The sequence below is a fragment of the Enterovibrio litoreus genome, from assembly GCF_045679545.1.
Classification (GTDB): domain Bacteria; phylum Pseudomonadota; class Gammaproteobacteria; order Enterobacterales; family Vibrionaceae; genus Enterovibrio.
In genome coordinates this window covers 123781-148215 of record NZ_CP166195.1, presented here as the reverse complement: position 1 = coordinate 148215, position 24435 = coordinate 123781, and the positions used below count along the sequence as shown (strand labels likewise).

19 protein-coding genes are annotated in these 24435 nt (G+C 50.5%); 12 read left to right on the top strand and 7 right to left on the bottom strand.

What is annotated here, in order from left to right; genetic code table 11:
- Genes AB8599_RS16395 through AB8599_RS16380 form a run of 4 tightly spaced genes read left to right on the top strand, consistent with a single transcriptional unit; the run spans position 1 to position 8685 of the window.
- Complete coding sequence (locus AB8599_RS16395; RefSeq protein WP_407333976.1) at positions 1–2757, top strand: hypothetical protein; 2757 nt, start codon at positions 1–3, stop codon at positions 2755–2757.
- The gene (locus tag AB8599_RS16390; RefSeq protein WP_407333975.1) at positions 2754–4838 is read left to right on the top strand and encodes a hypothetical protein; all 2085 of its coding nucleotides are present in this window, start codon (positions 2754–2756) and stop codon (positions 4836–4838) included. The genes AB8599_RS16395 and AB8599_RS16390 overlap by 4 nt, the downstream gene beginning before the upstream one ends.
- A gap of 11 nt (positions 4839–4849) precedes the next feature.
- Positions 4850–8203: a DUF6519 domain-containing protein gene (locus AB8599_RS16385; RefSeq protein ID WP_407333974.1), complete on the top strand. Its 3354-nt coding sequence runs from the start codon at positions 4850–4852 to the stop codon at positions 8201–8203.
- A 14-nt stretch (positions 8204–8217) separates the two neighbouring features.
- Positions 8218–8685: a hypothetical protein gene (locus AB8599_RS16380; protein WP_407333973.1), complete on the top strand. Its 468-nt coding sequence runs from the start codon at positions 8218–8220 to the stop codon at positions 8683–8685.
- 203 nt (positions 8686–8888) lie between these two features.
- Here the strand turns inward: AB8599_RS16380 and AB8599_RS16375 are convergent, their stop codons facing one another.
- Positions 8889–9029 carry a hypothetical protein gene (locus AB8599_RS16375; RefSeq protein WP_407333972.1) on the bottom strand — a complete coding sequence of 47 codons (141 nt, stop codon included), beginning with the start codon at positions 9027–9029 and terminating at the stop codon, positions 8889–8891.
- On the opposite strand from AB8599_RS16375, the gene AB8599_RS16370 reads away from it, so the two are divergent.
- Positions 9028–11031 carry a DUF4157 domain-containing protein gene (locus tag AB8599_RS16370; protein ID WP_407333971.1) on the top strand — a complete coding sequence of 668 codons (2004 nt, stop codon included), beginning with the start codon at positions 9028–9030 and terminating at the stop codon, positions 11029–11031. The genes AB8599_RS16375 and AB8599_RS16370 overlap by 2 nt on opposite strands.
- A gap of 23 nt (positions 11032–11054) precedes the next feature.
- Here AB8599_RS16370 and AB8599_RS16365 read toward each other — a convergent pair whose 3' ends face one another.
- Positions 11055–12038, bottom strand: coding sequence for a LysR family transcriptional regulator (locus tag AB8599_RS16365; RefSeq protein ID WP_407333970.1), 984 nt, complete (start codon positions 12036–12038; stop codon positions 11055–11057).
- A gap of 452 nt (positions 12039–12490) precedes the next feature.
- Here AB8599_RS16365 and dctP point away from each other — a divergent pair, with 452 nt between their 5' ends.
- From dctP to AB8599_RS16345, 4 genes are all read left to right on the top strand, one after another.
- Positions 12491–13495, top strand: a complete 1005-nt coding sequence (gene dctP / locus AB8599_RS16360) for a TRAP transporter substrate-binding protein DctP (RefSeq protein WP_407333969.1) — start codon at positions 12491–12493, stop codon at positions 13493–13495.
- A 17-nt stretch (positions 13496–13512) separates the two neighbouring features.
- Entirely contained in the window at positions 13513–14049 is a 537-nt protein-coding gene (locus AB8599_RS16355) for a TRAP transporter small permease (protein WP_407333968.1), read from the top strand.
- Positions 14050–14170: 121 nt separating this feature from the next.
- Complete coding sequence (locus tag AB8599_RS16350) at positions 14171–15472, top strand: TRAP transporter large permease (protein WP_274164223.1); 1302 nt, start codon at positions 14171–14173, stop codon at positions 15470–15472.
- 5 nt (positions 15473–15477) lie between these two features.
- Positions 15478–16266, top strand: a complete 789-nt coding sequence (locus AB8599_RS16345) for an alpha/beta fold hydrolase (protein ID WP_407333967.1) — start codon at positions 15478–15480, stop codon at positions 16264–16266.
- A 61-nt stretch (positions 16267–16327) separates the two neighbouring features.
- Here AB8599_RS16345 and AB8599_RS16340 read toward each other — a convergent pair whose 3' ends face one another.
- Both AB8599_RS16340 and yjeH read right to left on the bottom strand, forming a co-directional pair.
- Positions 16328–17218, bottom strand: a complete 891-nt coding sequence (locus AB8599_RS16340) for a homocysteine S-methyltransferase family protein (RefSeq protein WP_407333966.1) — start codon at positions 17216–17218, stop codon at positions 16328–16330.
- Between the two features lie 100 nt (positions 17219–17318).
- Positions 17319–18572 carry an L-methionine/branched-chain amino acid transporter gene (gene yjeH, locus AB8599_RS16335; protein WP_407333965.1) on the bottom strand — a complete coding sequence of 418 codons (1254 nt, stop codon included), beginning with the start codon at positions 18570–18572 and terminating at the stop codon, positions 17319–17321.
- A gap of 254 nt (positions 18573–18826) precedes the next feature.
- Between yjeH and AB8599_RS16330 the strand changes: the two genes are divergently transcribed.
- Positions 18827–19270: an Lrp/AsnC family transcriptional regulator gene (locus AB8599_RS16330; protein WP_407333964.1), complete on the top strand. Its 444-nt coding sequence runs from the start codon at positions 18827–18829 to the stop codon at positions 19268–19270.
- Between the two features lie 310 nt (positions 19271–19580).
- On the opposite strand, the gene AB8599_RS16325 is transcribed toward AB8599_RS16330, so the two are convergent.
- The 3 genes from AB8599_RS16325 to AB8599_RS16315 form a co-directional block, all read right to left on the bottom strand.
- A complete protein-coding gene (locus AB8599_RS16325) occupies positions 19581–20180 on the bottom strand; it encodes a hypothetical protein (RefSeq protein ID WP_407333963.1) in 600 nt (199 codons plus the stop codon).
- A gap of 1 nt (position 20181) precedes the next feature.
- Positions 20182–20487, bottom strand: a complete 306-nt coding sequence (locus AB8599_RS16320) for a hypothetical protein (RefSeq protein ID WP_407333962.1) — start codon at positions 20485–20487, stop codon at positions 20182–20184.
- 452 nt (positions 20488–20939) lie between these two features.
- Positions 20940–21842, bottom strand: coding sequence for a LysR family transcriptional regulator (locus AB8599_RS16315; protein ID WP_407333961.1), 903 nt, complete (start codon positions 21840–21842; stop codon positions 20940–20942).
- Between the two features lie 163 nt (positions 21843–22005).
- Between AB8599_RS16315 and AB8599_RS16310 the strand changes: the two genes are divergently transcribed.
- Together AB8599_RS16310 and hisD are read left to right on the top strand one after the other, a co-directional pair.
- Positions 22006–23016, top strand: a complete 1011-nt coding sequence (locus AB8599_RS16310; protein WP_407333960.1) for a D-cysteine desulfhydrase — start codon at positions 22006–22008, stop codon at positions 23014–23016.
- A 96-nt stretch (positions 23017–23112) separates the two neighbouring features.
- Positions 23113–24426 carry a histidinol dehydrogenase gene (gene hisD / locus AB8599_RS16305; protein WP_407333959.1) on the top strand — a complete coding sequence of 438 codons (1314 nt, stop codon included), beginning with the start codon at positions 23113–23115 and terminating at the stop codon, positions 24424–24426.
- Positions 24427–24435 lie beyond the last annotated feature (9 nt).

Sequence of the window (24435 nt, the reverse complement as noted above, 5' to 3'; positions counted from 1 at the left end):
ATGGTCGATTCTCTGTTAAATGCTCGCTCACAAGAAGAGTCACATTGTGGCGCGTGTAATGGCACTCGCGTACTGACGCCGCAAGCGCCTGATAACACAGCGGGCTTACCTCGAATTAGTTTTCGCGCAGGTAGCCACCAAGATTTCTATCAAAGCATGGTGGCGAGGCTTTCTTCATCGCAATACGGCGCACTCGGTACATTAACCACACGAGAAGGGGAAGATTTTACTCTGGCGTTGTTAGAGGCTTGGGCAGCCAGTTGTGACGTGCTGACTTTCTACAATGAAATGTGGCTTAACGAAGCCTATGTGCGCACCGCGCAACTGCCCCAATCGCTGCATGAAATGGCGATATTGATTGATTACATTCCCCATCCCGGCGCGGCAGCCAGTGCCGATCTGTCGTTTAACATTGCCGCGGGCGCAGGCATTCCTGAGCGTATTACTGTCCCAGCAGGCACCAAAATACAAAGCACGCCGGGGCAGGATGAAACGCCCGTTATTTATGAAACCCTTGATGATCTCTTGGCTCGCGCGGAATGGAATGCCATTCGTCCAAAACTGACGGCGCCCCATCCGTTAACGGCTTCGACGACGCAACTGCCGTTTTGGGGCACCAATACCAAGCTGAAAGCGGGCGATGGGGTCTATTTTATTGCCGACGACGGCACGCCAGTTTTTGCTGTGGTCAATGCAGTCGATCCGGTGTTGGCGAATATCGCCCAAGACCCTGACGCGAAAGATCTGACATGGGTAACGGTATCGCCAATCGGCACGGAGCCGATTTCTGAACCTGCTTCGGATCCTGCTTCAGAAATAGGATTTTCTGCATCAAGCAGCTTTTCCACCACGGTGTCTGGTGCGTTGGCAGAAAAGCTGGATCACACCCTTGGTACTTCAGAACTGGTCACGGTATTGGCGGATGCTGAGTTGTCAGAAAATGCCTTTTTCGCCCCTTTGGAAGCGGCGAGCCAGAGCAACACAACCGTGCTGGTTTTTCGTGCGTCAGCCGCCATTTTTGGTCACGCCGCACCGCCCTTGAGCAGCCTTCATCATTCGTTGACGGGCATGGTGCCAGTTTACAGCGTGGACGGCAGCGATGTGGTGGTAGAAAGCCTTGAACCGGGTCCATACGCGGGCAAGACTGCCGCAACATGGGCCGATGAAGGTACGTTATCTTTGATGAGAGACGGCGCTAATCATGTTTACCTTGAACGGCAGATAGCAGAAATCGCCAATGACAGTGAGGTTGTTATTCGTGATGGCGACACATGGGCGCGTTATCAGGTCACAGACACTGCCGAGGTCGCGGCTTCATTTTTTGCTGTTACCGGTAAAAGTAGCCGCTTGGCGTTGGATCGAAACGAGGATTTTGGCGAGTTCTCCATTAGACAGACTACCGTGTTTGCTGCCAGTGAGTTTTTAACCTTGGCGGAACCGCCGATCACTTCCCCCTTGGATGCTGACACGGTTTCCGTTCAGCTTAATGGCTGGTTTCCCGGCCTAGAAGAAGGGCGCAAAGTGATTCTCAACGGACTGGCTAAAGGCTCAGGCGAGATGCCTGTCATTGCCACGCGCATTGTGCAGTCTGTTAACCATGAACTGTCGGCCGGTGCGGGCACATCGCTCACTCTGACTGAACCTTTAGGCGCAGCTTACTTCCCACAAAGCCTGCGTATTGCTGCCAATGTTGCACAAGCCACTCAAGGTGAATCGGTGGTGGAAGTCTTGGGTGATGGCGCGGCTTTGCCCCATGCTTCTTTTACTACCCGCCAAGCGCCACAAACCTTTGTGCCCGCGGCGACGCCAACGGGCGTGAAACCCACGCTAGAAATTAGAGTTAATCAAATCCTGTGGCATCCGGTGGCGAACTTTTTGAGCACGCAACCCGCTGATCGCGTGTATTCGATGCGTGTTGATGAACAAGGTTACAGTCACATCACCTTTGGCGATGGCGTGAAAGGCGCGATGCCGGGTAAAGGTCAGCAAAACATTCGCGCCAGTTACCGTAAAACTCATGGTTTGATTGGGCGAGTAAAAGCCGGGCAACTCAATTTATTGATGTCGCAGCCGCTTGGTGTTCAGGCGGTCGATAATTTGCTCGATGCCGACGGCGGTGCGGATCCCGAAGGGCGTGATGCGATAAAACGCAGCGCACCTTTGTCCTGTCGCACCTTGGGACGCGTGGTTTCTTTAACGGATTACGCCGACTTCTCCCAAGGTTATGGCGGCATTGCCAAAGCCAGTGCGCAGTGGTTGCATCTTTCTGGTGGGCCACAAGTGGTGGTCACTGTAGCAGCAGAAGAAGGGGCGCAAGTGCCAGAGGGCAGTGCGTTGCACAGCAGCTTAACGGAAGCGTTGACCGCAGCCGGCGACCCGTTTGCACGCTTTATTTTACGAAGTTATCGCCAGCGCTTTTTTAAGCTCGGTGTGCGTCTTCAAGTCCATCCTGATTATCTCCCCGATGAAGTGAGTGAGAGTGCCGAAGCTGTATTGCGTGCGGCATTGTCGTTTGACGCTCGCCGTTTTGGTCAGCCTGTTTTTGCCAGTGAAATTATTGCGCTGTTGCACGATGTGGCGGGAATCGACGCGGTGGTGATTGAACGTTTATACACGGGCGAGATCCCTACACGCCACGATGGTCTCGCGGCAGCGAATGCTGAGGTGATGGGTAGCGGCGTTGATACCGAAGTGCTGGGCGCATCAGTGCTGAGTTTGCATCCTGGGCCGCTCGATTTTCTGGAGGTCAGCGTATGAACAGCTTGTCACCTGACGCGCTCTATCAACTCTTGCCAGAAGTTTATCGCAAACGCGATGAAGCACAGGGGTTTCCCCTCAAAGCCTTAATGGAAATTCTCGCCGAGCAAGCGGCGATCGTGAAAAACGATGCCGATCGCCTCTATGATAACCAGTTTATTGAAACCTGTGATGAATGGGCTGCGCCTTACATTGGTGAGTTGGTGGGTTATCGTTACGGGCCAAATATTCCGGGCGTGAGTCAACGCGCAGCCGCCGCCAATCAAATTCGCTTAACCCGACGCCGCGGTGTGGCGTTAGCGCTGGAACAATTAGCATCTGATACCACGCGCTGGCCTGCCAAAGTGGTGGAGTTCTTCCAACTGCTCGCCCGACCAGAACATCTTGCCGCGCCGCGTCCTGATAATCATTACACCTTGAATGTCAGAGACAGTGCGAAGTGTGAAGCTATCAACACGCCATTTGATACCGCCAGCTACACGATGGCGACAGGGCGGATCAGCCAAGGTGAAGGGAAACATCATTTCCAGCATGTCGGCATATTCTTGTGGCGATTGCGTCATTACCGTCAATCGTTAACGCCTGCGTTTCGTTTGGCAGCGCGACGATATCTGTTCCAGCCGATGGGGTTCAATGCTCCGTTGTTCAATGAGCCTCAAACTGAGCCTGATATTAACCATTTGGCTCGCGAGGAAAATCTGCCTGTGCCGCTGTTGCGCCGAGGCATTGCAGCAAATCGGCTCGACGGTTTTTATCCTCACGCGTTCACTGTGGTGGTTAATGGCATTATGCAAACCGCCAATCAATTGCAGATCTGTAACCTCAGTGATGATGGCGCAGACTGGGCGCATTCGCCCGTAGACAGAATCTCGGTCGACCCCGAACTTGGGCGCTTATCGTTTCCTGCTAGCATGGTTGAGCCAGAAACCGTGGAAGTGACATTCCACTATGGTGCATGCACCGATATTGGAGGCGGGGCTTATTCTCGCAGCGAAGGCTTTATTAGCCATTCCGCTAATTTGCACAGTGTCGGCGCAGGCGGCGATATTCAAGCCGCACTGGGCAATGTGGAATCCGGTGGTGTGGTTGAAATTGGCGTGTCGCATCGATTTGCTGTATCGCCTGACATTTCGGTGAATACCGATCAAACGGTGTCGCTGCGCGCCGCAGACGGACACCGCGTATTTATCGATCTCGAAGGTGGTGATTTTACCGTGGTCGGTGGCGCGGAATCCGAAGTGATCATTGATGGGTTGGTGGTGTTTGGTGGAAGGCTGGTGGTGCCTGATACCGGCGACAACCAATTACGTCGCTTAGTGCTTCGAAACGTCACTTTAGTGCCTGGACACGCTTTGTCGATAAACCGACAGCCGATGCTGCCTAATGCGGCGTCGCTGCTGGTTGAAATCCCCAATGTTACCGTGGAAATTGAAAACAGCATCGTCGGTGCAATTCGCACGGTAGAAGGGGCGTCAGTGTCGGTGAAAGACAGCATTGTCGATGCCACTTCACATAACCATGTCGCCTTTTCAGCCCTTGATGAAATCAGTCATGGCGGTGTGCTGACTCTGTGTGAAACCACGGTCATTGGCAAAATAGCTGCGCGGTCTTTTCCACTGATATCAAATTCCATTCTCGACGCCGCACTTGGCGAAGGGGATGCGTGGACATCACCGGTTTGGGCATTACAACGACAAACCGGATGCGCCCGTTTTTCTTATATCCCTCCCTTTTCTCGTGTACCGCGTCAGCATCGTTGTCAGCCGCAGTTCGCAGGGTCAAACGCTATCGAAAAAGCCGAAGCGCGCAACCCCTCGCTCACTGATGCCGAACGCGAACATATTCTTCATGGTGTTCGGGCGCGTGTCGTGCCTGCGTTTACCTCTACCCGTTATGGCGACCCCGCTTACGGGCAGTTACTGCTTTCTGCGCCAACCGAAATATTACGAGGTGCAGACAGTGGCAGCGAAATGGGTGTGTATCACCATCTTTATCAGCCGCAGCGGCATGATGCGCTGCTGTTTCGTCTCAATGAATTCTTACCCATCGGGCTCGATGCCGGTTTGATCTATGTGACTTGAAGGAGAGTTCCATGGCTGTAGATATTTCAGGAAAGACCTTTGACCCACGCCACAATTACGCCGAATTGGTGTCGATGCAAGGCAGGGTGGTCTCCGACACGCCGCTGAATGAAGCGGCGGCCATGATAGATCGCCGCTTTCGTGCTGAAACTATTGATTTAGCGGGCTTCTGTGGCTATCCCGCCCACCTTCCAGACAGCTTTCGATTGGATGTGGTAGCAGGCAGTTTGCTGATTCATCCGGGGCGATATTATGTCGATGGCTTGTTAGCTGAGAGCTTTGGCTACGATGAGCATCACTTTTCATTGCCCCTTGAAGAACTGCACAGTGAGATGCCGATCCCCTTTGATGATCAGCCTTATCGACCGATGCTGACTAGCGCCGACCCGGGAATACAGCCTGAAGACGGACGGTATCTGGCCTATCTCGATGTGTGGAAACGTCCGGTCACGTTTTTGGAAGCCCCCGATTTAGTTGATCCGGCGATTGGCGTCGATACCAGCGCTCGCATGCAAACCGTATGGCAAGTGCGATTGTTTGGCCCTGTCGGTGATGGCGTGACGTGTAATACTGACGATGAAGACATTGAAGGTTGGGACGCGTTTATTGCGCCATCTTCAGGGCGATTATCTTCCCGAGCCAATCCCGCATCTGCGGTCAACGACCCTTGCTTGCTGCCGCCAGAGGGCGGCTATCGAGGGCTAGAAAATCGCACCTACATGGTGGCGGTTCATGATGTGAATGAAGCGGGTTTGCCCTTAATGAAATGGTCGCGGGTAAACGGCGCATTCGCTGGGCGAATATTGGCGCAACCTGCCAACAACACCCTGACCCTTGAGCAAGTCGCCAAAGACGATTATCTGCGTTTCAGTGCAGGCGATTGGGCTGAAATTACCGACGATGTGCGCGTGTTGGAAGGCCTGCCCGGCACCATGGTGCGTATTCTTTCAGTCAATGACGCTGCCAATACCGTGGTGCTGGAAAATCCGCTCGCAGCGGGGGAAATTGTATTGGTTCCCGCCTCGACAGCGGCTAACCAAACCCTTCATCCTATTCTTCGTCGTTGGGACCAGTTTGGTGTGGTACTCGATACCGATGGCAATGAAATCACCAATCTTGATGCACCAGCCAGTGACGGTTTAATTGCCGTCCCTGAAGGTGTGTTTATCGCACTCGAAGATGGGGTCGAAGTGACCTTGTCCCGCGATGCAGGGGCAGGGGAATACCATATTGGTGACAATTGGAGTTTTGTCACCCGCTATGCCGACAGTTCAGTTGAAACACTGACCAATGCGCCGCCACAAGCTTTTCATCATCATCGCTGCCGCTTAGCGGTGATCGATGCGTTAAATGGTGAGTTTGTCGCCCCGGTTTTTCAAGATTGTCGAGATCCAATAGGTGTGACGGGCTGTTGTACCGTGGTGGTGCGTCCGGGCGAAGATATTCAAACCGCATTAGATAGCTTGTCACCAGAATTTGGGGGCTGTGTCTGCTTAAAAGTGGGCGTGCATGTCATCCGTCGTCCGCTTCGTATTCGTTATCCCAATGTCACCTTGCACGGTGAATCTCATGGTGCGCAAATTCGTCACCTTGGCAATGATGCCGCGCTGCTTGTCAGCGGCGAACAAGAAGAAACCTTGTCGGGCATTCATGTCACCATGATTTCTGTTTTAACGGGTTTAAGCAGCGAAAAGCCGCAAGGCGTGATGGTGTTTCGTCACGTGCAAGACAGCTTGATTGAAGATTGTCGAGTGATCTCGACCCGAGAGAATGCCGTGCCAACCGATAACCCTGCTGTTGGTCTATTTGATTGCGAGCGCGTCCGCGTGGCGCAATGTTCACTGTCAGGCACTCAAATTGGCGTTTGGATGGACGATGGCGGCGAAGATCTGGTGATTGAAAACAACCAAATCAACGCCCATGTCGACAAAGAAGGGCAGGAAAGCGGTATCGTCGGCGTCGGCGTTGCGCGTCTGACGGGACGAGTACAGGTGCATGGCAATGATATTCAAGGCTATGTGCGCGGCGTGGTGATCAATAACCAGCCACTGGGTCGCTCGTTCTCCACAGCATCATACAGCACAGTGATGGGAAACCGAATTGTGTTAGGGCGATTGCAAAGCAATCAAGAAGCCGTCGCGATAGAAAGTGCCTGTGCGTTTGGCGTGGTATCAGAAAACCAAATCATGCTCGCCGCTGAAGACAGCACTGGCATCATGGTGCGTGGATTGGGTGCGTTAATTGAACGTAATCGCATACAAACCCAAGAACAGATTGAATCTCAGATTGCCATTTTGTTAGGTGGCGACGATGAAATGTTCACTGGCGGGATCACCGTTGCGCAGAATTGGATTCAAGGTTGTACCGGCAACATTGTGGCAGAGCAGGTCGCAGGGCTGCGGATAAAAAACAATGATTTTGCCGGGGATTCTGGTGACGAACTTGCCGTGTCTCTCTCGGAATGCACCGTGGTCAATGTGGACGACAACACCCTATCGGGCTGCACCATCGGCGTATTTGCCAGCCAAAGTGAAGACATTCAAGTGCAGAATAACCACATTGCGGATGGCGGCGCGGCGGTACTTTGCGAGCGCTGCGTCAGGGTGGATATCGCCAACAACCAAATTAGCAATTGCCGCAACGGTGGGATTTTCGTCGCGCTGTGTTTGGCGCGTGCCGCCATTATTGGCAATCGGCTCAATTATGTCGGTGCAGAAGGTAAGAACGTACTGGCGTCGTCCATTGCGTGCATCTTTCAGCTTGGCGAATGTCATGTGGAATCTAACGAGGTTTTGAACACGGGCGTGAGCAAAGATGAAAAGGTCAACCCCGCTCGCACCGTGGGAATTGGCGCACTTTTCGTGCTGGAAGCGCGCATCGAAAGTAATCTGGTCTCTTATTCCGATTTGTTAACGCGAGAGCGGACATTGGAAGACAGAGCCTTGCTGATGCAAGGGTTGATCGAAATTGCCTTCCCTTTGGGGGCAACGGCACTGCGCATTGGCTATTCCGCCCAGATCAGCAACAACAAATTTTTGGGTCGAGGGGCTGACACTGTGGTGGAAATTCTCTCCAATTCCTTGATAGATAACTTCCATATTCGTTTTGAACGCGTGTTCTTCAACAACAATTATGTTGAGCATGTGGGCTTTGTTCCTGATGAAATTGGGCAACATGCCACCGTCGTACTTCGTGGTTTCCGTGCGGTGGTGATGGGCAATCAGGTCAAGGCCAATACCCGTTTTTTACCGTCGTTTGATTTCAACAATATGCAGGGGCCATTCGTTGGCAACATCACGACCAGTTCAGTGATAAATCATACTGAATTTCCTGCCCCTCAGAACGCATTTAATCAGCAGATTTGAGTAAGGAGTACATGATGGCTAAGGCAAGTGAGGTACTGAAAAAACACATTTCTCTGGTCGAGGCGTTGCAGAAAGTCAGTCACCCCGACAAAGAGCCCGATCCGATTGGCAGAACCAAAGCCAATGCGCTGGAACAACAGTCTCGGGTTGAACGTCGTATTGCCGATCTGGAGCTGCAACGCGCAGTGTTTAATAAGCAGATTGATGAATCTATTCAACGTGAACGTGAGCAGTTGAAAGAGATAGGCAAGTTTGAAGACATGGTTTCTCAGACGACTGAGCCCAAACAGGAGGAGCCAAACAAGGAGCAGCCAAAAGAGGAGCCGATCAAGCAAGATGAAATACGACCCGAGCCGAAACCTCGACCTAAAACGACACTCAATGTGGACGCAAAATTGAAAGCCGCTCCAACGGAAAAAGCCGCCGCACGGCGCAAGGCGACGTTAAGGCAACCCGTGAAAGGCAGACCGACGAAAAAATAGCTTAAGCAGTGTGGAGTAGCGGTAACCATGCCTGATTTTGCGCCGCCACAGAAAAAGACGGAGACTGCGAATTCCGAACGCAGTAAGAATGGCCTCGTCCAAAAATCGCGCACCAGTGATCTGTTGTCGGTGGGGAATGGCGCTTTGATGGAGACAAGTTCTTTATTATCAGAATCGGGCTCTTTACTGTCAGAAAGGGGGTCTCAACTGCTATTGAGAAGCGGTGGCACGCCGATGGCAGGCACACCACCGGCATCTTCGTCATCTTCGTCATCTTTGCAATCTTTACCATCATCACAAACGCGCCAGCGGTCGCTTCCCGGTGGCTCCGATACGAGGCCCATGGATATGGCACGGGTGATCAAGCGGTTTACGCCGACAAAGCCCGCACCCGCATTGCCGCCAGTTCCTCGTTCTGTGTCCTCTTCGCTGGGGGCATTGGGTAATGCGTTGTTGAGCGCAGCGACTGAGAGCCCCTCTCAGGCAGCGTTCTCCCAGCAAGAATCCACGTCACGTTTCGCGTCTCCGCGCTTGGCTCCTCAGGTGCATTCATTGGGGCTTGAAAGCGGACAGCCCATTCCCGCAGCAGTGAGAGCGCCGTTTGAACAATCGTACGGTTACGATTTGTCCCCCATTCGTTTGCATCGAAGTGCGGCAGCCACTCAATCGTTGAAAGCCCTAAACACGGTCGCCTATACGCTCAATGATCATATTGTTGTCGATAGCAGTCTTGACCTAGCCAGTCGGGCAGGGCAGCACATTCTTGGTCATGAATTGGCGCATACGGTTCAAGGGCGTTTAGGGGCGGGAACGGCGTATGGCGATCTGCGTATTAGCCAACCTTTTTGGCAGTCTGAATATGAAGCGGAATATGCAGCGAGTGCGGCGTTGCGTGGGAAAAAATATGAGATTAACCGCGCCGTTGATCAGGACCTTCACCAAATCGCCCCTTGGCTTATTCTGGCAGGCATTGGTCTTGCCGCAGGGCTGGTTACGTGGGCGGTGTCCGACAGCCCAGAAGAGAACCGCGCAAGACACGCGGCGGGTGAACCTGACCCATCACGTAGCCTTTGGACCTTAGTGCCGATTTACGGCTCAATCCAGCAAATACGCGAAGCGGAAACCTATTTCCAGCGTGTATTGGGCGTTGGTTTTCTGATGTTGGACATGGCAACACTAGGTTCTGCGGGTGTGGCTGCAAGAGCCTTGATCCGAGCGCCGGCAGCGTTAGTGAGAACCGCAGTGCAACGGCAAGGCTCACGACTCGTGGTGCGAGAAGGCGGCGAGATTGCGACGGAAGCCGTGTTAAGGGAAACCGGTGAAGCGTTTGTTCGCGAAGGTGGCGCAGTGTTTGCCACTCGCACAGCTGCGACAGCTGAAATGATGCAAGCGCTAGAGCGCGGCGCCATGATTTTGGTGACGGAAGGTGGAATTAATCACGCCGTCATGTATGCGCGAAATGCCGCAGGCCAATTGATCAAGATACACGGCGGCCCGCTCAAGTTGTTGTTTGAGGTTGCGCCAAGAGAAATCACAGAAAGAGCGGTGGCGGGCATGGGGCAGCGTGTCAATGCCTACGTGATTGTTGAAGCCGCAGAGGCTGCGGTTGATATCGAACGAGCGACTTCTCTTGTGCAAAACAGTGCACCCGCGATTGTTCGTTGGTTAGGCGGTAACCCAACCAGTTGCGGCATTATGCAAGGTGCCTTGCTCGAAGCTTCAGGGCTTTCTGCCGAAGCACTCGCGCGATTGATGCCAGCAGGTGCGGCGGCAAATCGACTCGTTCCCATCACGATTTTGGATCATATTGCTCAATCAGGCGCGGGATTGCGCCTCGTTGAAGGGGGAATGGCGAGAATCATTGGTGGCACCGTGGTGCAAGAATCCATGTTAGCGGCGGGGGCGGTTATGCCGACCATTGTCTCCACGCTGATGCGGGTGATGTTAACGCCAGATGGTGGATCTTCCGGCTCTGATAGCAGAACGGCAAGCCCTGCCCCCGGTGCCGGCAGCCCAGTGACGGGTGGCGAGCCGCAAGTGATCACCGTTGAACCCGTTCCACAGTCACAAATAGATACCACGGTGGCTGTGTTTGTTGACGTACTTTCCGATGCAGATAGGCAAGGTTATCGTCGAGTTGTGCTCACGATTAGACGATCTGCCAGTGAGATTGCGCCGGGGTTTGAGAAATTGGAGCGCGGAACACCGATGACAGAGCAGGGCGAAAGCATGCGTAGCATCATGCCATTTTTTGTGGCTCAGGCAGCACGAGCAGGCATGGGAGAGTATCGCATCATAGCCACGCGATCTGCTGCTGGGTGGAGTTTGGATTATCAAGGCGGATAGCTTAAAAAAACGCCACCCTGCTTTTAACGGGCTACTGGGCGACTAAGCCTGTTTTCATTGGCACTGACACTGCTGCTATCCTCCTGATTTGAATGAGCTTCATTTGTGCCTTCTTCGCATGACATCTTCTGAGAAATCCGCACAATCGACTTCGAAAAGGCATTGTCGGGGTCACGGTAATAAAGCCTAACTTCAAACGGAACATGCCAGCTTTCATCACCTGCAATACACAATTCGCCGCGCATCAATTCGTCTTTAACAAATGAACGGGGAAGCCACGCCAAGCCATAACCACCTAACACCATGGATTTCAATGTATGCGCGAATGGGTTCTCATAGCGTCGCGTCAGATAGCAAGGTTGTTTATCCAGCAATTGGTTAATCGCTTTGCCAAACAGTGACTGATGGGTGTAAGCCACTAACGGGAGTGGTTCATGCTCAGTGCCGGGCAGACAGTATTTTGGTTGATTATTAACGGCTAACGAGACGGGCACTAAGGTTTCCACGCCAATGACTGCGCTTTGGAAACGTGATGGATCAATGCCGAGTCCCAGTTCTTTGTGGGTATAGCACAGCAAATAGTCCACGCTGCCTTGAACGAAAAGGTCAATGCAATCGGCCAGTCTGTCTGAAGAAAGACGAACGTAAACCGGCCCCACTGCTTTCTCGACATGTTGCATCCACTGCATAAACAGGGTTTGCACAATCGAATTTTGCGCCGCGACTGAGATTTCATTGTTCGCGTTCTTTTTCAGTGCTCGGGCAGAGTCACGTGCCAAATAAAGGCGATTAAGAATTTCTTCGGCCTCCACCACAAATGCTTGCCCTTGTTCGGTTAACTCAAGCTGTTGCGATTCCCTGTTAACCAGTTCTGCTCCTACCCATTGCTCAAGTGCTTTAATTCGTCGGCTGAACGCAGGTTGCGTAACAAATCGCTCTCTTGCTGCTGACGTAAAGCTGGTGGAATGGGCGAGACACACCAAATCTTCCAATAGTTTAAAGTCCAAACATCCTCTCCAAACCTGTAATGCATCCAAGTTGCTCGTCGCGATGAGGTTGTTTCTGAGTCCCCCCACATTGCAGACTACAAAGCCTTTCATCACATTCCTTTGTGTGAACTGCGTTCCGCATATCGCTTCTTTAAACTTAACAAAGCGCATTCGTTGTTCAGGCATTAAAGATAAGAAAATGCCAAATCAGCAAAAAATCCTTACGTGAAAACCCTTTTCTTTTTCAGGGGTATAGGGGGTGCAATTGCCCCAACTCTCTGATTATTCGCAATACATCTTGTGCCCTTAAAAATCGGCATGCCGACCAATCGAATTGGCATAACGCATAAAAACGGTATGTGGTCATGCTTATTACTAGCACCTGTTATAGACCTCGCCGCAAATCACCAACGGGCGGCCTCATGTTTTAAACGTTCCAATCTGTGTCGAAAGAGACAAGGAGAAGTCACATGAATATTGCAAAAACTGCCAACGCCTTCCGCCTCACCGCAATCACCTGCGCGCTCATTGGCGCGATGCCAATTGCCGCCCAAGCTGCGGAGACTATTCGCTTGTCGACCTATGTGAATGAATCTGATGTTCGCTACCAAGGCTTCAAGAAGTTTGCTGAGCTAGCCGCTGCGAAAAGTAACGGTGATTTGAAAGTTCAGATCTTCCCATCATCGACCCTGCATGGTTGGAGTGAAGGGGTGGATGCGATGCAAGGCGGCGTGTCTGATATCAGCTGGGTGCCAGCAGATACACGTCTTCCATGTTATCGCGTGACCTCTTTGTATCCGGTTGCGATTAATTTGGAAAAACAAATTGAACTTGACGCCGCTTATGCCAGCTTGATTGAAGCGGAAGCGGCGAAGTCAGATCTGATCCCTTTGATTAACTCTAACTATTCGTACGATCAGGAATGGTGGTTTGAAGATCCAGTATCAGACATCGGTAAATTGAATGGAAAATTAGTACGCTCAATTGGCCCATTAGTGAGTTTGATGATTGAAACGTGGGGCGGCAAACCCGTATTCGTTGCACCGAAAGAAGTCTTCCAATCCGCAGAGCGTGGCGTGGTAGATGGCATCAACATGGGGGTGGCGACGTACAGTTCTTGGAAGTTGTGGTCAGTGATGCCGCACATGGTCAACGCCAATATGTTCTACGGCAACATCATCTACATGATGAACAAAGATAAGTTTGATGATCTCAGCCCTGCCAATCAGAAAGCATTAAAAGAAGCCGCAGTAGAAGCCGAAACCTGGTTGAAGCCTCGTTATGAAACTTGGGTAAACGAGCGTGTGGGTGACGCGGTCATGGCGAACGGTGGTTCGGCAGTTTCTATGTCGGAAGAGCGCACCGAAGCTTTGCTAGAGGGCATTGTTGAGAAATGGAGTCCAGAAGTGAACAAAGCCTGTGGTGTGCCACTTGCCGATGAGATCCGGGGCCTGTTCGCGGCGCACGCTAAGTAGTTGATGAGGTGCGCTTGATGAAAACAACAATATTTCAACTCTTGCGCACTGTGTCTCTGGCGTTGTTGTATGTTGGCGCTGCCATCGTAGTGATCCAGGCTGCCTGGATCACTTACGGGGTGGGAGTGCGTTACATACTTAATAGCCCAGACGGCATGGTGACAGAAGCCACCGCACTTTTGCTGGTGCCTGTGGCTTTCCTTGGCGTCTCTTATGCGCTGCTCAACCATTCTTACCCGAAAGTGAGCCTGATCAGAGACAGGCTGCCAAAGGGCATCCAGTTCTGGGTCGATAAATTCAATATGTTGATGATGCTGCTTGTCGGCAGCTTCTTTTTGGCTGCGTCTGGCAAAGCCATGTTCAAGTCTATTGATTCTGGCTCTGCGTCTGAAATTCTCCTCTGGCCGCGTTTCTATTTCTGGATTCCTGTGGTTATTGCGCTGCTGAGTTTTTGCATTACCGCGCTGTGCATGCTCATTTTCGGTGACCCGCCAGAAGAGGAAAAAAGTACATCTCCTCTGGACGATGACATTCGCTCGCAGGACGCGGCGTGAACAAATTGTCATTGCGTGAACATGCTGTCGTTCCGCGAACATATAGTCGTTCCGCGAACACAGTCATCTCGTGGCAACAAACGTTTAACTGAAGACTAAACAAAGAAAACAAGGATCAGTGATGGAATGGTATGTCGTTGGGTTGGGGATGTTGGGTTTGCTGATGGGGTTTATCCTCATTGGTTTGCCGATCCCTTTTGCGCTAGCCGCTGCTTCAATCCCTTTTTTGCTCGATATTCTAAGTCTCAAGTCGTCTCTCGTGACGGTCGAGCTAAAACTATGGGGCGTGTGGTTTAATTATATTTTGCTGGCAGTACCATTGTTTGTGTTTCTGGGAGAGCTGATAGGGCGATCCTCCATTGGGCCAAATCTCTATTGGTTCATGCACAGTAAACTTCCCATTCGCGGGGCTGCCGCCTACGGCAGTATTGGCGCGTGTGCTGGTTTTGGTGCGGTATGTGGCTCCAGCATGGTGGGTGCGCTGACCATTGGTGGTGTTGCTTTGCCACAAATGCTCAAACTTGGGTATGGCAAGCGTCTATCAAGTGGTGTGCTCGCCGCAGGGGGGACACTCAGTGTCTTGCTGCCACCAAGCTTAATTTTATTGTTCTACGGCATTGTGACCGACCAGTCGATCGGCGCATTGTTTATCGCAGGTGTGGTGCCCGGCCTGATTCTGGTAACCATGTTCTTCATCATCGTGTTTATTTGGGGCAAGGTGAATCCTGAGGATATTCCAGGGCATGAAAATGCAACGCCTATTCCTTGGTTAATCGCGCTCTCAGCATTGCTTCCTATTGTCCTTGTTGGTTTGGTGATCACCATTTCAATCTATGCAGGTATTGCAACGCCCACAGAGGCGGCAGGTGTCTCGGCGATATTTATGCTGGGTCTTGCCTTCTCTTTCGGCGGGTTGCGACTGAAAGGCTTGCTAGAGGCACTGAAAGCCACCATGCAAACCATGGGCTACTTGGGTCTATTGCTGTCGTCCGGTGTGTTGTTTGGTTTCGTGATGACCTACCACCAGATCCCGCAACAATTTACAGAATTGTTTGTCGACATGCAGTTATCGCCTTATGCCGTGCTCGCGATGATCATTGTGTTTTATGTCATTCTCGGCATGTTCTTGGAACCTGTTTCCATGACCTTTATCACCTTACCGACCTTGTTCCCTTTGATACATGCCGCTGGGTTCGATCTTATTTGGTTTGGCGTGGTGTACACCATCACCATGGAGATTGCTGTGCTAACACCTCCCGTGGGGTTAAATCTGTTTGTCATTCAAAGTCTCGCCCGAGACAAAGTGACCATAGGCGACGTGATCATTGGATGTATTCCGTTTATCGCCGCTTTGGTTGTCTTGTTGTTCGTGCTGATTGGCATGCCTGATACTGCGCTTTGGCTCCCTGAATTAATGGAATAAATACGATGAATTGTTTACGTGTCGGTACAGGGCCCACGTTGGTACTTGTACATGGTTTTCTAAGTGGTCTGGCTTATTGGGAAAAACAGATCTCCCTGTTTTCCTCCCGCTTTGATGTTGTCGCCTTTGATTTGCCGGGATACGGCGGAAAAGCAGATGTGATTGGCTTAGACAGCGTTGATGGCTTTGCCGATTATGTGTTGGAGCGACTGGATGCAATGGGCATTGACCAGTTTCACCTCATGGGACATTCCATGGGTGGCATGATTGCGCAAGAAGTGGCGATCAAAGCCCCTGAGAGAGTGATCGGTTTAGTGCTTTATGCGACCGGACCAATGGGCAGTTTGCCTGGGCGCTTTGAATCCATTGAAGAGAGCATAGTGCGTGCTGAAACTCAAGGGACTGAGCAAGTCGCGCATGATACGGTCAAAACCTGGTTCTCAGATGGAGAAGGCGATCCTGATTTTGCTGGTGGCATGGAGTTGGCGCTGCGCGTTCAAACTCAAACTTATATCAATGGGTTACGAGCCATGGCAGGGTGGCGTTCACTTGAGCGTTTGACTGAAATAGAGGCTAAAACCTTAGTGCTTTGGCCAGACAGTGATCGCTCTTACATGTGGCAACAAACCGAGTCGCTTTGGCGGGGAATTACGGGGGCGAATCTTGCGGTTGTGCCGCAGGCCGCTCATAACATTCATCTTGAGAAAACCCAGATCTTTAACTTGCTCGTGCTTGATTTTCTGCAGAGTGACAAGGTGAAACAGCGGCGGTTAGCGCTCAACGAGTGTATTTAATAGGCTTACCACTGTATTCCCTCGTTGTGTGTTGCCGCACAACGAGGGATAAACGGAGCCGCTATTGCTTTCTCAGTGAATCGAGATAGGCAATGTGCTCGGGGAAAATTGCGCAGCAGCCGCCCACAATGTTAGAACCCGCATCCAGCCACGCTTTCACGTAAGCCGCATATTGGTCGGCAGATAATTCTCGTACTGTTGTTAGCGCGTCATTGGCTTCGTGATCTTGCGAGATGACAGAAAATCCATTGGCATACGCGCCAAGCGAAATGCTGTTTGAATGTTTATCCACGATCACGCGGGCAACACCAATGGCATCTAGCATCACTTCCGGTTGAGAGCAGTTGAACAAAATACCATCCACATCTCGCTCACAAGCGGCTTGCACAGCATCTGCTACAGATTCTCCTGAACGCAAGCGAGGCTGATCCATTTCCACGTCCATCAAGGAAAACGCAAAGAAAGCAGGCTTTACGGATGTGGTGCGGGTTAGGGAATCACAAATCGTGTGAAACTCTTCAATAGAGCCAATCGTTTCAGCCAGCCAGAAATCCACGTAAGGCGCTTGTGCATTAATCAGGGTTTCAATGATAGGCGCGGCGATATCTGCGTGAAACAGATCAGGGCGATAGGAGCCGAGTACGGGCGGAATGCACCCAGCCACACGCACTTCTCGCTCGCTGTCTTCCGCTGCGCGTTGGGCAATTTGTGCGGCCAATTCTGCAAGATCAAAACCGTGTTGCTGATAGCGATCTTCGCCAAGATGAAAGGGGACGCAAGCATAGCTGTTCACAGTGATCACATCACAGCCCGCATCAATAAAATTCTGATGAGCTTGATAAACACAATCTGGCGATTCAATGAGTGCCTGAGCGCTCCAAAGTGGCTGAGAGAAGGGTGCGCCAATGCGCTGAAGCTCTCTTCCCATGCCGCCGTCCAATAGTACAAACATTGTGTCGATTCCCCGTGATTGCGTCGTGCCTGACTCGAAAAATCTCATATATTAACAGTATTGTCGATAGTAGATTGATGCAGAAGCAGCGTATAACTTGCTATAAGTTCAATGCTTTGCGCTTGTCTTTCTTGCCTTGCAGCATCAACAAACCAAAAATAGTCAGGGCATAAAGCATCGACCAACCCAAGCAAATAAAAACAAAAGTACAAAGTACCAGTGAGACGGCCGCCAGCCACTTGGACGCACCTTGAAGCAACTTAAAGGCAGCGAGCATCGCCATGAGATACACCAAGACAAAAATCCCGTTGGCGAGCTTTAAGAAAAACTCTAGATTCAGTCCGGACAATTCGCCAATCACGCATGAAATCGCCAGTACTGCGCCAATCGCCAAGGTGGCATTTTTGGGCACGCCACGTGCAGACACCTGCGCCATTTTCCCCTTGGGTTTATATTCTCGCGCTTGCGCCCACACCATGCGCGATAGGCTTTGTGTGTAGAGATTCACGCTGGCGAAACAGGCGGAGAAACCGACGACACTGACGAGCAGTTTAAAGTTAGGGCCGAACAGCTTTTCACTCAGATAAGGGATGGACGCGCTATCAAACTCAACACTGCCATAGGCGTGGAATTTTAAGATAACCACTGACATGGCCCAATAGGTCGCGCCCGCCACAAAACAGCCGACGATAATGGCGATGGGGAAATCTCGTTGCGGGTTTTTGAATTCTTCACCCATATGCGCAAAGGCTTCGATACCGACAAAGCACCAAAACATCACACCCAATGCCGCGCCAATCGGCCAGAGGGAATCTGAACTCATCGCAGGCATGGTTAAATCCGCGATGCCGACTTCGCCGCGCCACAGAAATGCGCCGACAAGGGCAAAAATGCTCACCGCAATCAGGGTTTGCAATTGGCCCGATGATTTCGCCCCCATTAAATTCACGCTAATCAAGAGCACCACGGTGATAAGTTGTGCCAACAAGAAATCGTTCAACGCTTCGGGAAGCAGTTGTTGCAAAAAGCCAGCGGCAAGGGCAATCGCGGCAGGCACACCCACAGGAATAACACTGACAAACAGCCAAGCGACGCTGCGTTCTAACCGTGGGTTGAATGCCTGACGCACAAAGTAAGCGGTACCGCCTGCGTTAGGATAGCGTTTTCCAAGTTGAGCGAAGGTCAGTGCAATGGGGCAAATCGCCACAAACAACACCAACCATGCCCAAAGTGACAGTTCGCCAGCAATCCCTGCTGCAATGGCCGGGATCATAAACAAGCCAGTACCGAGCAATGTGGTAGACAGTTGCCCGATACCTGATAACAAGGTGATTTCTTTTTTTAACTGATTCATTGTCACTTCTATGTGATCTGAGTGGAAAGCCGTTCCAGAGTAATGCGGTTTGGCGAAAAAAGCATCGCGCAAAGTGTCTTTGTTCAGCATCAGATTAACGGAATTTTTTCGTGTCGCCGTCAAAATGACGCTTTTTCGTGAATACAGGGCGTTCTTGGGCGAAATTTATGAGCGCTAAATCGAGAGGGAAGATAAAGTATGGTGACTGAAGGAAGTAATAATAAAATCAACATGTAAGTTGAGAGCAAAGAACAATGGATAAATTTGATACACAGATTTTGAATATATTGCGGCTTGATGCTCGTCGAACCGTGAGTGAAATTGCACGAGATGTGAGCCTGTCGCGCTCTGCGGTCACCGCCCGAATCCGCAAGCTAGAACAAGACAAGGTCATACTCGGCTATCACGCTGATATTGCCGAAGCAGAATCAGACATCGGCGTGACGGCGTATTTAGCACTGAAGTTTGATACTTCCGCATGCTCTCAGCATTGCGAAGCCTACGCCGACGACATCTACACACTTGATGGCGTGAAATGGTGTCATGCCATTAGTGGAGAAACGGACATGATGTTGTATGTCGATGTACCCAATATGGCGCGATTAAATGAAATCCGCGAGCATATTCAGGCGTATCCTGAGCTGAAGCAGGTGATCACCCATATGGTACTCTCGGAGTTTTTCAATACGACCCGATAGACGTGTTTGGCTGAGTTGCCTGATGATCATCAAACAGCCAATGCGATTACTTGTATTGACGCATACTCGATCGGACAGCATTGGTAGCGTGAATCTAACCTATACGCACAACCTGAACCTCAGTGCCACCAAAGTAACTTTGGACAGAAGTGGCTTAGAGTTGGTGTTCTAGCACACCATATTCGGATAACTTTAGATTGGGTAAATCGTACATCCGGGCTTTGTTGTTCGAGAAAATTGGCTGCTGGCGCAGCCAAATCAGAGCTATAACCAAATAGTCGAAAGAAGAGTTCATGCGTGTTATGTCATTCTACGAAAATGCAGCCGCAAAATTTTGTAACTCTCTTAGGTGGCGAGGATTTTTAGGTTGCACAATATCCTCATTAATTTTAAGAATTAGAGACTTAAATACTTCTGTATTATTTTTCAAGCCTTGCGTTTTCATAAGACTATCAATTTCATCTAGACTATTCTGGTTAAGCTTTAAAGATAGTCTTTTTGATGCCTTTGCTTTCGCAATATCCGCACTAAGTAAACTGCTTAAATTTTCAGCAGGATAACGCCCGCTACTCAATGCGTGTAGATAATACAAAACAAGTGCCTTGTTAAAATTTTCTGTCAAGCTTGGTTCGATTATTTGAGATGCCACAGTGAGGATATCTAAGTAATGTGCAGGAACTCTTACATCAACGGGAGTTTTCACCTTATTGTACTCGGCCTTCACTTTAGCGGTTGACTGTTTAGGAATACTAACCACTTCATTACAACTATCGCATACGCCAGCAAGCACATTTTTCACTGTACCTGAGTTATCGCTAAAGTCTACATCACGCAGAGTGTAAGTCGCATGTGACAAACCACATTTAGGGCAAACAACTTGTCGTTTATCGCCTTCTTTTACAATTTTCATCTCAGACCCCACTTTCATGAACGCTTATAAACATTACATCTGGTTCAACAAAATAGAATTTTACATACCATTGCTTACCATCTTTAAATGGTTTGAATACATGCACGTCCACTGTAGGGGCTTGGTGATGAGGACTAACATCATACTCATTACCTCTTGTAGCTTTAATCAACCCCACAACAAACTCATCAGTCAGTTGGCCACATTGAAAGAGATTCTTCACATCAATATTGCATCTAACCTCATGATCGTAAGCACCATTTTCAATACACTCAATGACCTTTCGCTTTACTTCACTAAAACCCATATTTGTCCGTAAGATTATGTACGAAACCTATCGTACAGTCAATTATTGTACGATAAGCTTCGTACATAATCTTCAGTTCGTAAACTTTGTTCATAAAGAGGTGAAGTCAACGTCTTCCTCCCTTTGGGCTTTTATTTTGCGTCTGCCCAACACCAGAACTCATTGTAATTATCTGTTTTTAATAGAATATCATCTTTTCCCGCCAAATTGACGAACGAGAAGGTGCAATAAGACGACAATGTCCACACACCTCACGTTTAGCATTAAGAAAACTCTTGAAAGCTCAGTGACTGAGTTTGCTTTATTTGCTTTAGCTAAAACGAAATGTGGTATCAACGTGCCAGAAGGCGCTACCCTGACACGAGTTTGGACATTGGAGAGATAGAGTAATCTGTCAGCACTGATTGCATCGCGCTTAACAAACTGGCAGGTTGAATCCAGACCAATACCGCTTACTGCTGCCCATAAAGCTCGTTCAAATACTGCCAAAATCGCTCAACTTCCGGTTTGGCAGTATGGCGGTTTCGGTACAGCAAAATTCGCAAATCAATTCTAGGTAACGCTTCATCGAGCTCGACCAATCGCTTTTCCTCTAACTCTTGCTTTACCAAGCTTGAAGGTAACCAGGTTGCGCCGAATCCTTGTATGGCCATGGCTTTTAGCCCTTCCGCCATTTCGTTTTCACACACCACTTCGTAGCGGAAATGGGAAGGGATCGCGCTTATCGCGGATCTTTTGACCAATCCGCCAAGATAGATTTCTTCGGGAAACGCTAGCAAACGGCAGGTTTTTCCTTCGGTGAAGGTGTGTAATGGCGCGCCAAATTCATCCGGCGCAGAAACCGGAATAAGGCGATCTCGTCCCACTTGAATCGACTGACTCTTGCGCTTCATTTGCGGGCTATCAAACGCCTGAGACGCAAACGCGAGTAGAAAATCCCCTGAACCTGCCAAAAACGATTCATTCAGATGGTGAATATTGCCCGGAACGAGTTTCACCAAAGCATCACCAACCAATGGGCTGAGGGTTTGTATCCACCCCGGAAAGAACGACACCGCCGTGGAGTGTTGAGCGAGAAAAATCAACGAATGCGGGTTCTTACGCTGTTGCAGTCTATGCCTGACATCCGTGATGTCATTGATTAATCGCCGTGCCTCGTCGACAAAATCGGTACCAGCCTCTGTCAACGTTGTGGGCAGGGTATCGCGGTTAACCAAGGCAATGCCTAACCAATTTTCCAGCGAACGGATCCGCCGACTAAACGCTGGTTGTGTCACAAATCGCGCGTCAGCGGCTTTAGAAAAGCTGCCGTTTTCACTGAGCGCAATGAAGTCTTTAAGCCATTTCAATTCCATCAATTCAATCCCTTAGCGTCCTGCTAAAACAGATATGCCGAAAAGTAACCGGTGTCTATTCAATATAGGTATTGGCGGAAGTCCTCGGCGTCTCACAGGCTGTAATTATTGTAAAAGGCCATTTGAGCCGATTTTTTAGTTAGTTATTAAAAGGGACATGACTATGCATTTATCTCGCTTTCCTCGTCTTCACTTTGCACACCTTTCTACGCCGTTAGAACCTATGCCAAACCTGTCTAAAGCGCTTGGCGGTCCCAATTTGTGGATCAAGCGTGACGATTGCACGGGTTTGGCCGGTGGCGGTAACAAAACGCGAAAACTGGAATTTTTGATGGCAGATGCCATTGCTCAAGGCGCAGACATCATCATCACTCAAGGCGCGACCCAATCAAACCATGCGCGTCAAACCGCAGCGATAGCGACCAAGTGCGGCATGGCGTGTCACATTCTGTTGGAAGATCGCACCGGTTCAGAAGACCCTGAATATATATTCAACGGCAACGTGATGTTGGATCAGCTGTTTGGTTCTTCTTTACAAAAATTCCCTGCAGGCGTCGACATGAATGCCGCGATGGAAGATGTGGCAGCGACAATGCGCGCGGAAGGTCGCAAGCCTTACATCATTCCTGGTGGGGGTTCTAATCCAATCGGTGCACTGGGTTACGTGAATTGTGCGTTGGAGTTGCTGACGCAAGCCAACGATCAGAGCCTTCTGATTGACCACCTTGTTCATGCAACGGGTTCTGCGGGTACACAAGCGGGTTTGATCACGGGTCTATGCGCGACGAACAGCCAGATTCCACTACTGGGCATTGGTGTGCGTGTACCAAAAGACAAGCAAGAGGCCAACGTGTTTGCACTGGCAGAGCGTACCTGTGAATTACTCGGCATTCCGGGTGCAGTGCCCCGTGAAAGCGTGGTGGCTAACTGTGATTACGTGGGTGAAGGCTACGGTATTCCTGCTGAAAGCACGATTGAAGCGATCTCTTTGTTTGCCAAACATGAAGGCATTTTGCTCGACCCTGTTTACTCAGGCAAAGGCGGTGCAGGCTTGATCGACCTTATCCGCAAGGGTCACTTCAAAAAAGGCGAAAACATCGTGTTCTTGCACACAGGGGGTGCACAAGCGCTACCGGGCTACCGAGACGCGTTTGGATTTGAAGCTTACTGCTAATCCGTCCTGATAAAGCCGCTGTCTTTGAGCGGCTTTTCGTTGGGAATTTTCACGTATCTCTTTCTTTTTGAATCCGAATATCAGTGAGTAAACACAATGGAATACCTAAAACGCGCTGAGCGGGAAGCCGACGTGCAAACCGATGATGAGCGCATTCAGCAAGTGGTCAAAGACATGTTGACCAAGATCCGTCGTGAAGGGACGGCGGCAGTCGAAGAATACGCCATGCAGTTCGATAACTGGCAGGGTGATTTCGTTCTGTCTGATGAAAAAAGAGCAGCACTGATTGCGTCTGTGCCGCAAGGCGTAAAAGACGACATCGATTTTGCGCATCGTCAGATCCAACGTTTTGCCGACGCGCAACGCCAGAGCTTGCAAGCGTTTGAGATTGAAACCGAAGAAGGCGTGAAACTGAGCCAACGGGTGATCCCTGTTGATTGCGCAGGGTGCTACGTGCCCGGCGGGCGTTATGCCCATGCAGCGTCTGCATTGATGAGTGTGGCAACGGCGAAAGCGGCGGGTGTGCCAACCGTGATTGCCTGCTCTCCGCCTCGTGGTGACTCAATCAACCCCGCTGTGGTGTATGCGATGGATCTTGCTGGTGCAGACATCATCCTTGAGATGGGCGGTGTGCATGCGATTGCAACCATGGCATTCGGGCTCTACACCGGAAAATCCGCCGATATTTTAGTTGGCCCAGGAAATGCTTATGTGGCAGAAGCCAAGCGTTTGTTGTTTGGCGAAGTGGGTATTGATGTGTTTGCAGGGCCAACAGAGTCCGCGGTGATTGCCGATGAAACCGCCGACCCGATGACCATTGCGGTGGATTTGGTTTCACAAGCAGAGCATGGCCCAAACTCTCCGGTTTGGTTATTCACCACGGATAAAGCGCTTGGTCAGAAAGTGATTGAGATGATGCCCCATGTGATTGCAGACATGCCCAATGCAGATGTCTGCGAAGCCGCTTGGCGCGACCACGGTGTGGTGATTGTGTGCGACGACCGTGAAGAAGCCGCGAAAGTGAGTGATGAATGGGCATGTGAACATGTGCAAGTTCAAGCCGCGGACTTAGGCTGGTGGAAAGAAAACCTCACCAATTATGGCTCGTTGTTTTTAGGCGAAGGCAGCACAGTGACCCACGGCGATAAATGCTCAGGCACAAACCACATTTTGCCCACCAAAAAAGCGGCGCGTTACAGCGGCGGCCTGAATGTGCAGAAGTTTCTGAAAATCTTAACCACGCAGGAATTGAGCAAAGAAGCCAACTTGACCTTTAGCACTGCGGGTTCTCGCATTTCGCGCACAGAAGGCATGGAAGGTCACGCGCGGGCATGTGATTGGCGTTTGACCAAGTATTTCCCTGACACAGATTGGGATTTCGAGGTCTACCAGCAAAAGCGTTACGACTGATAACAGCCT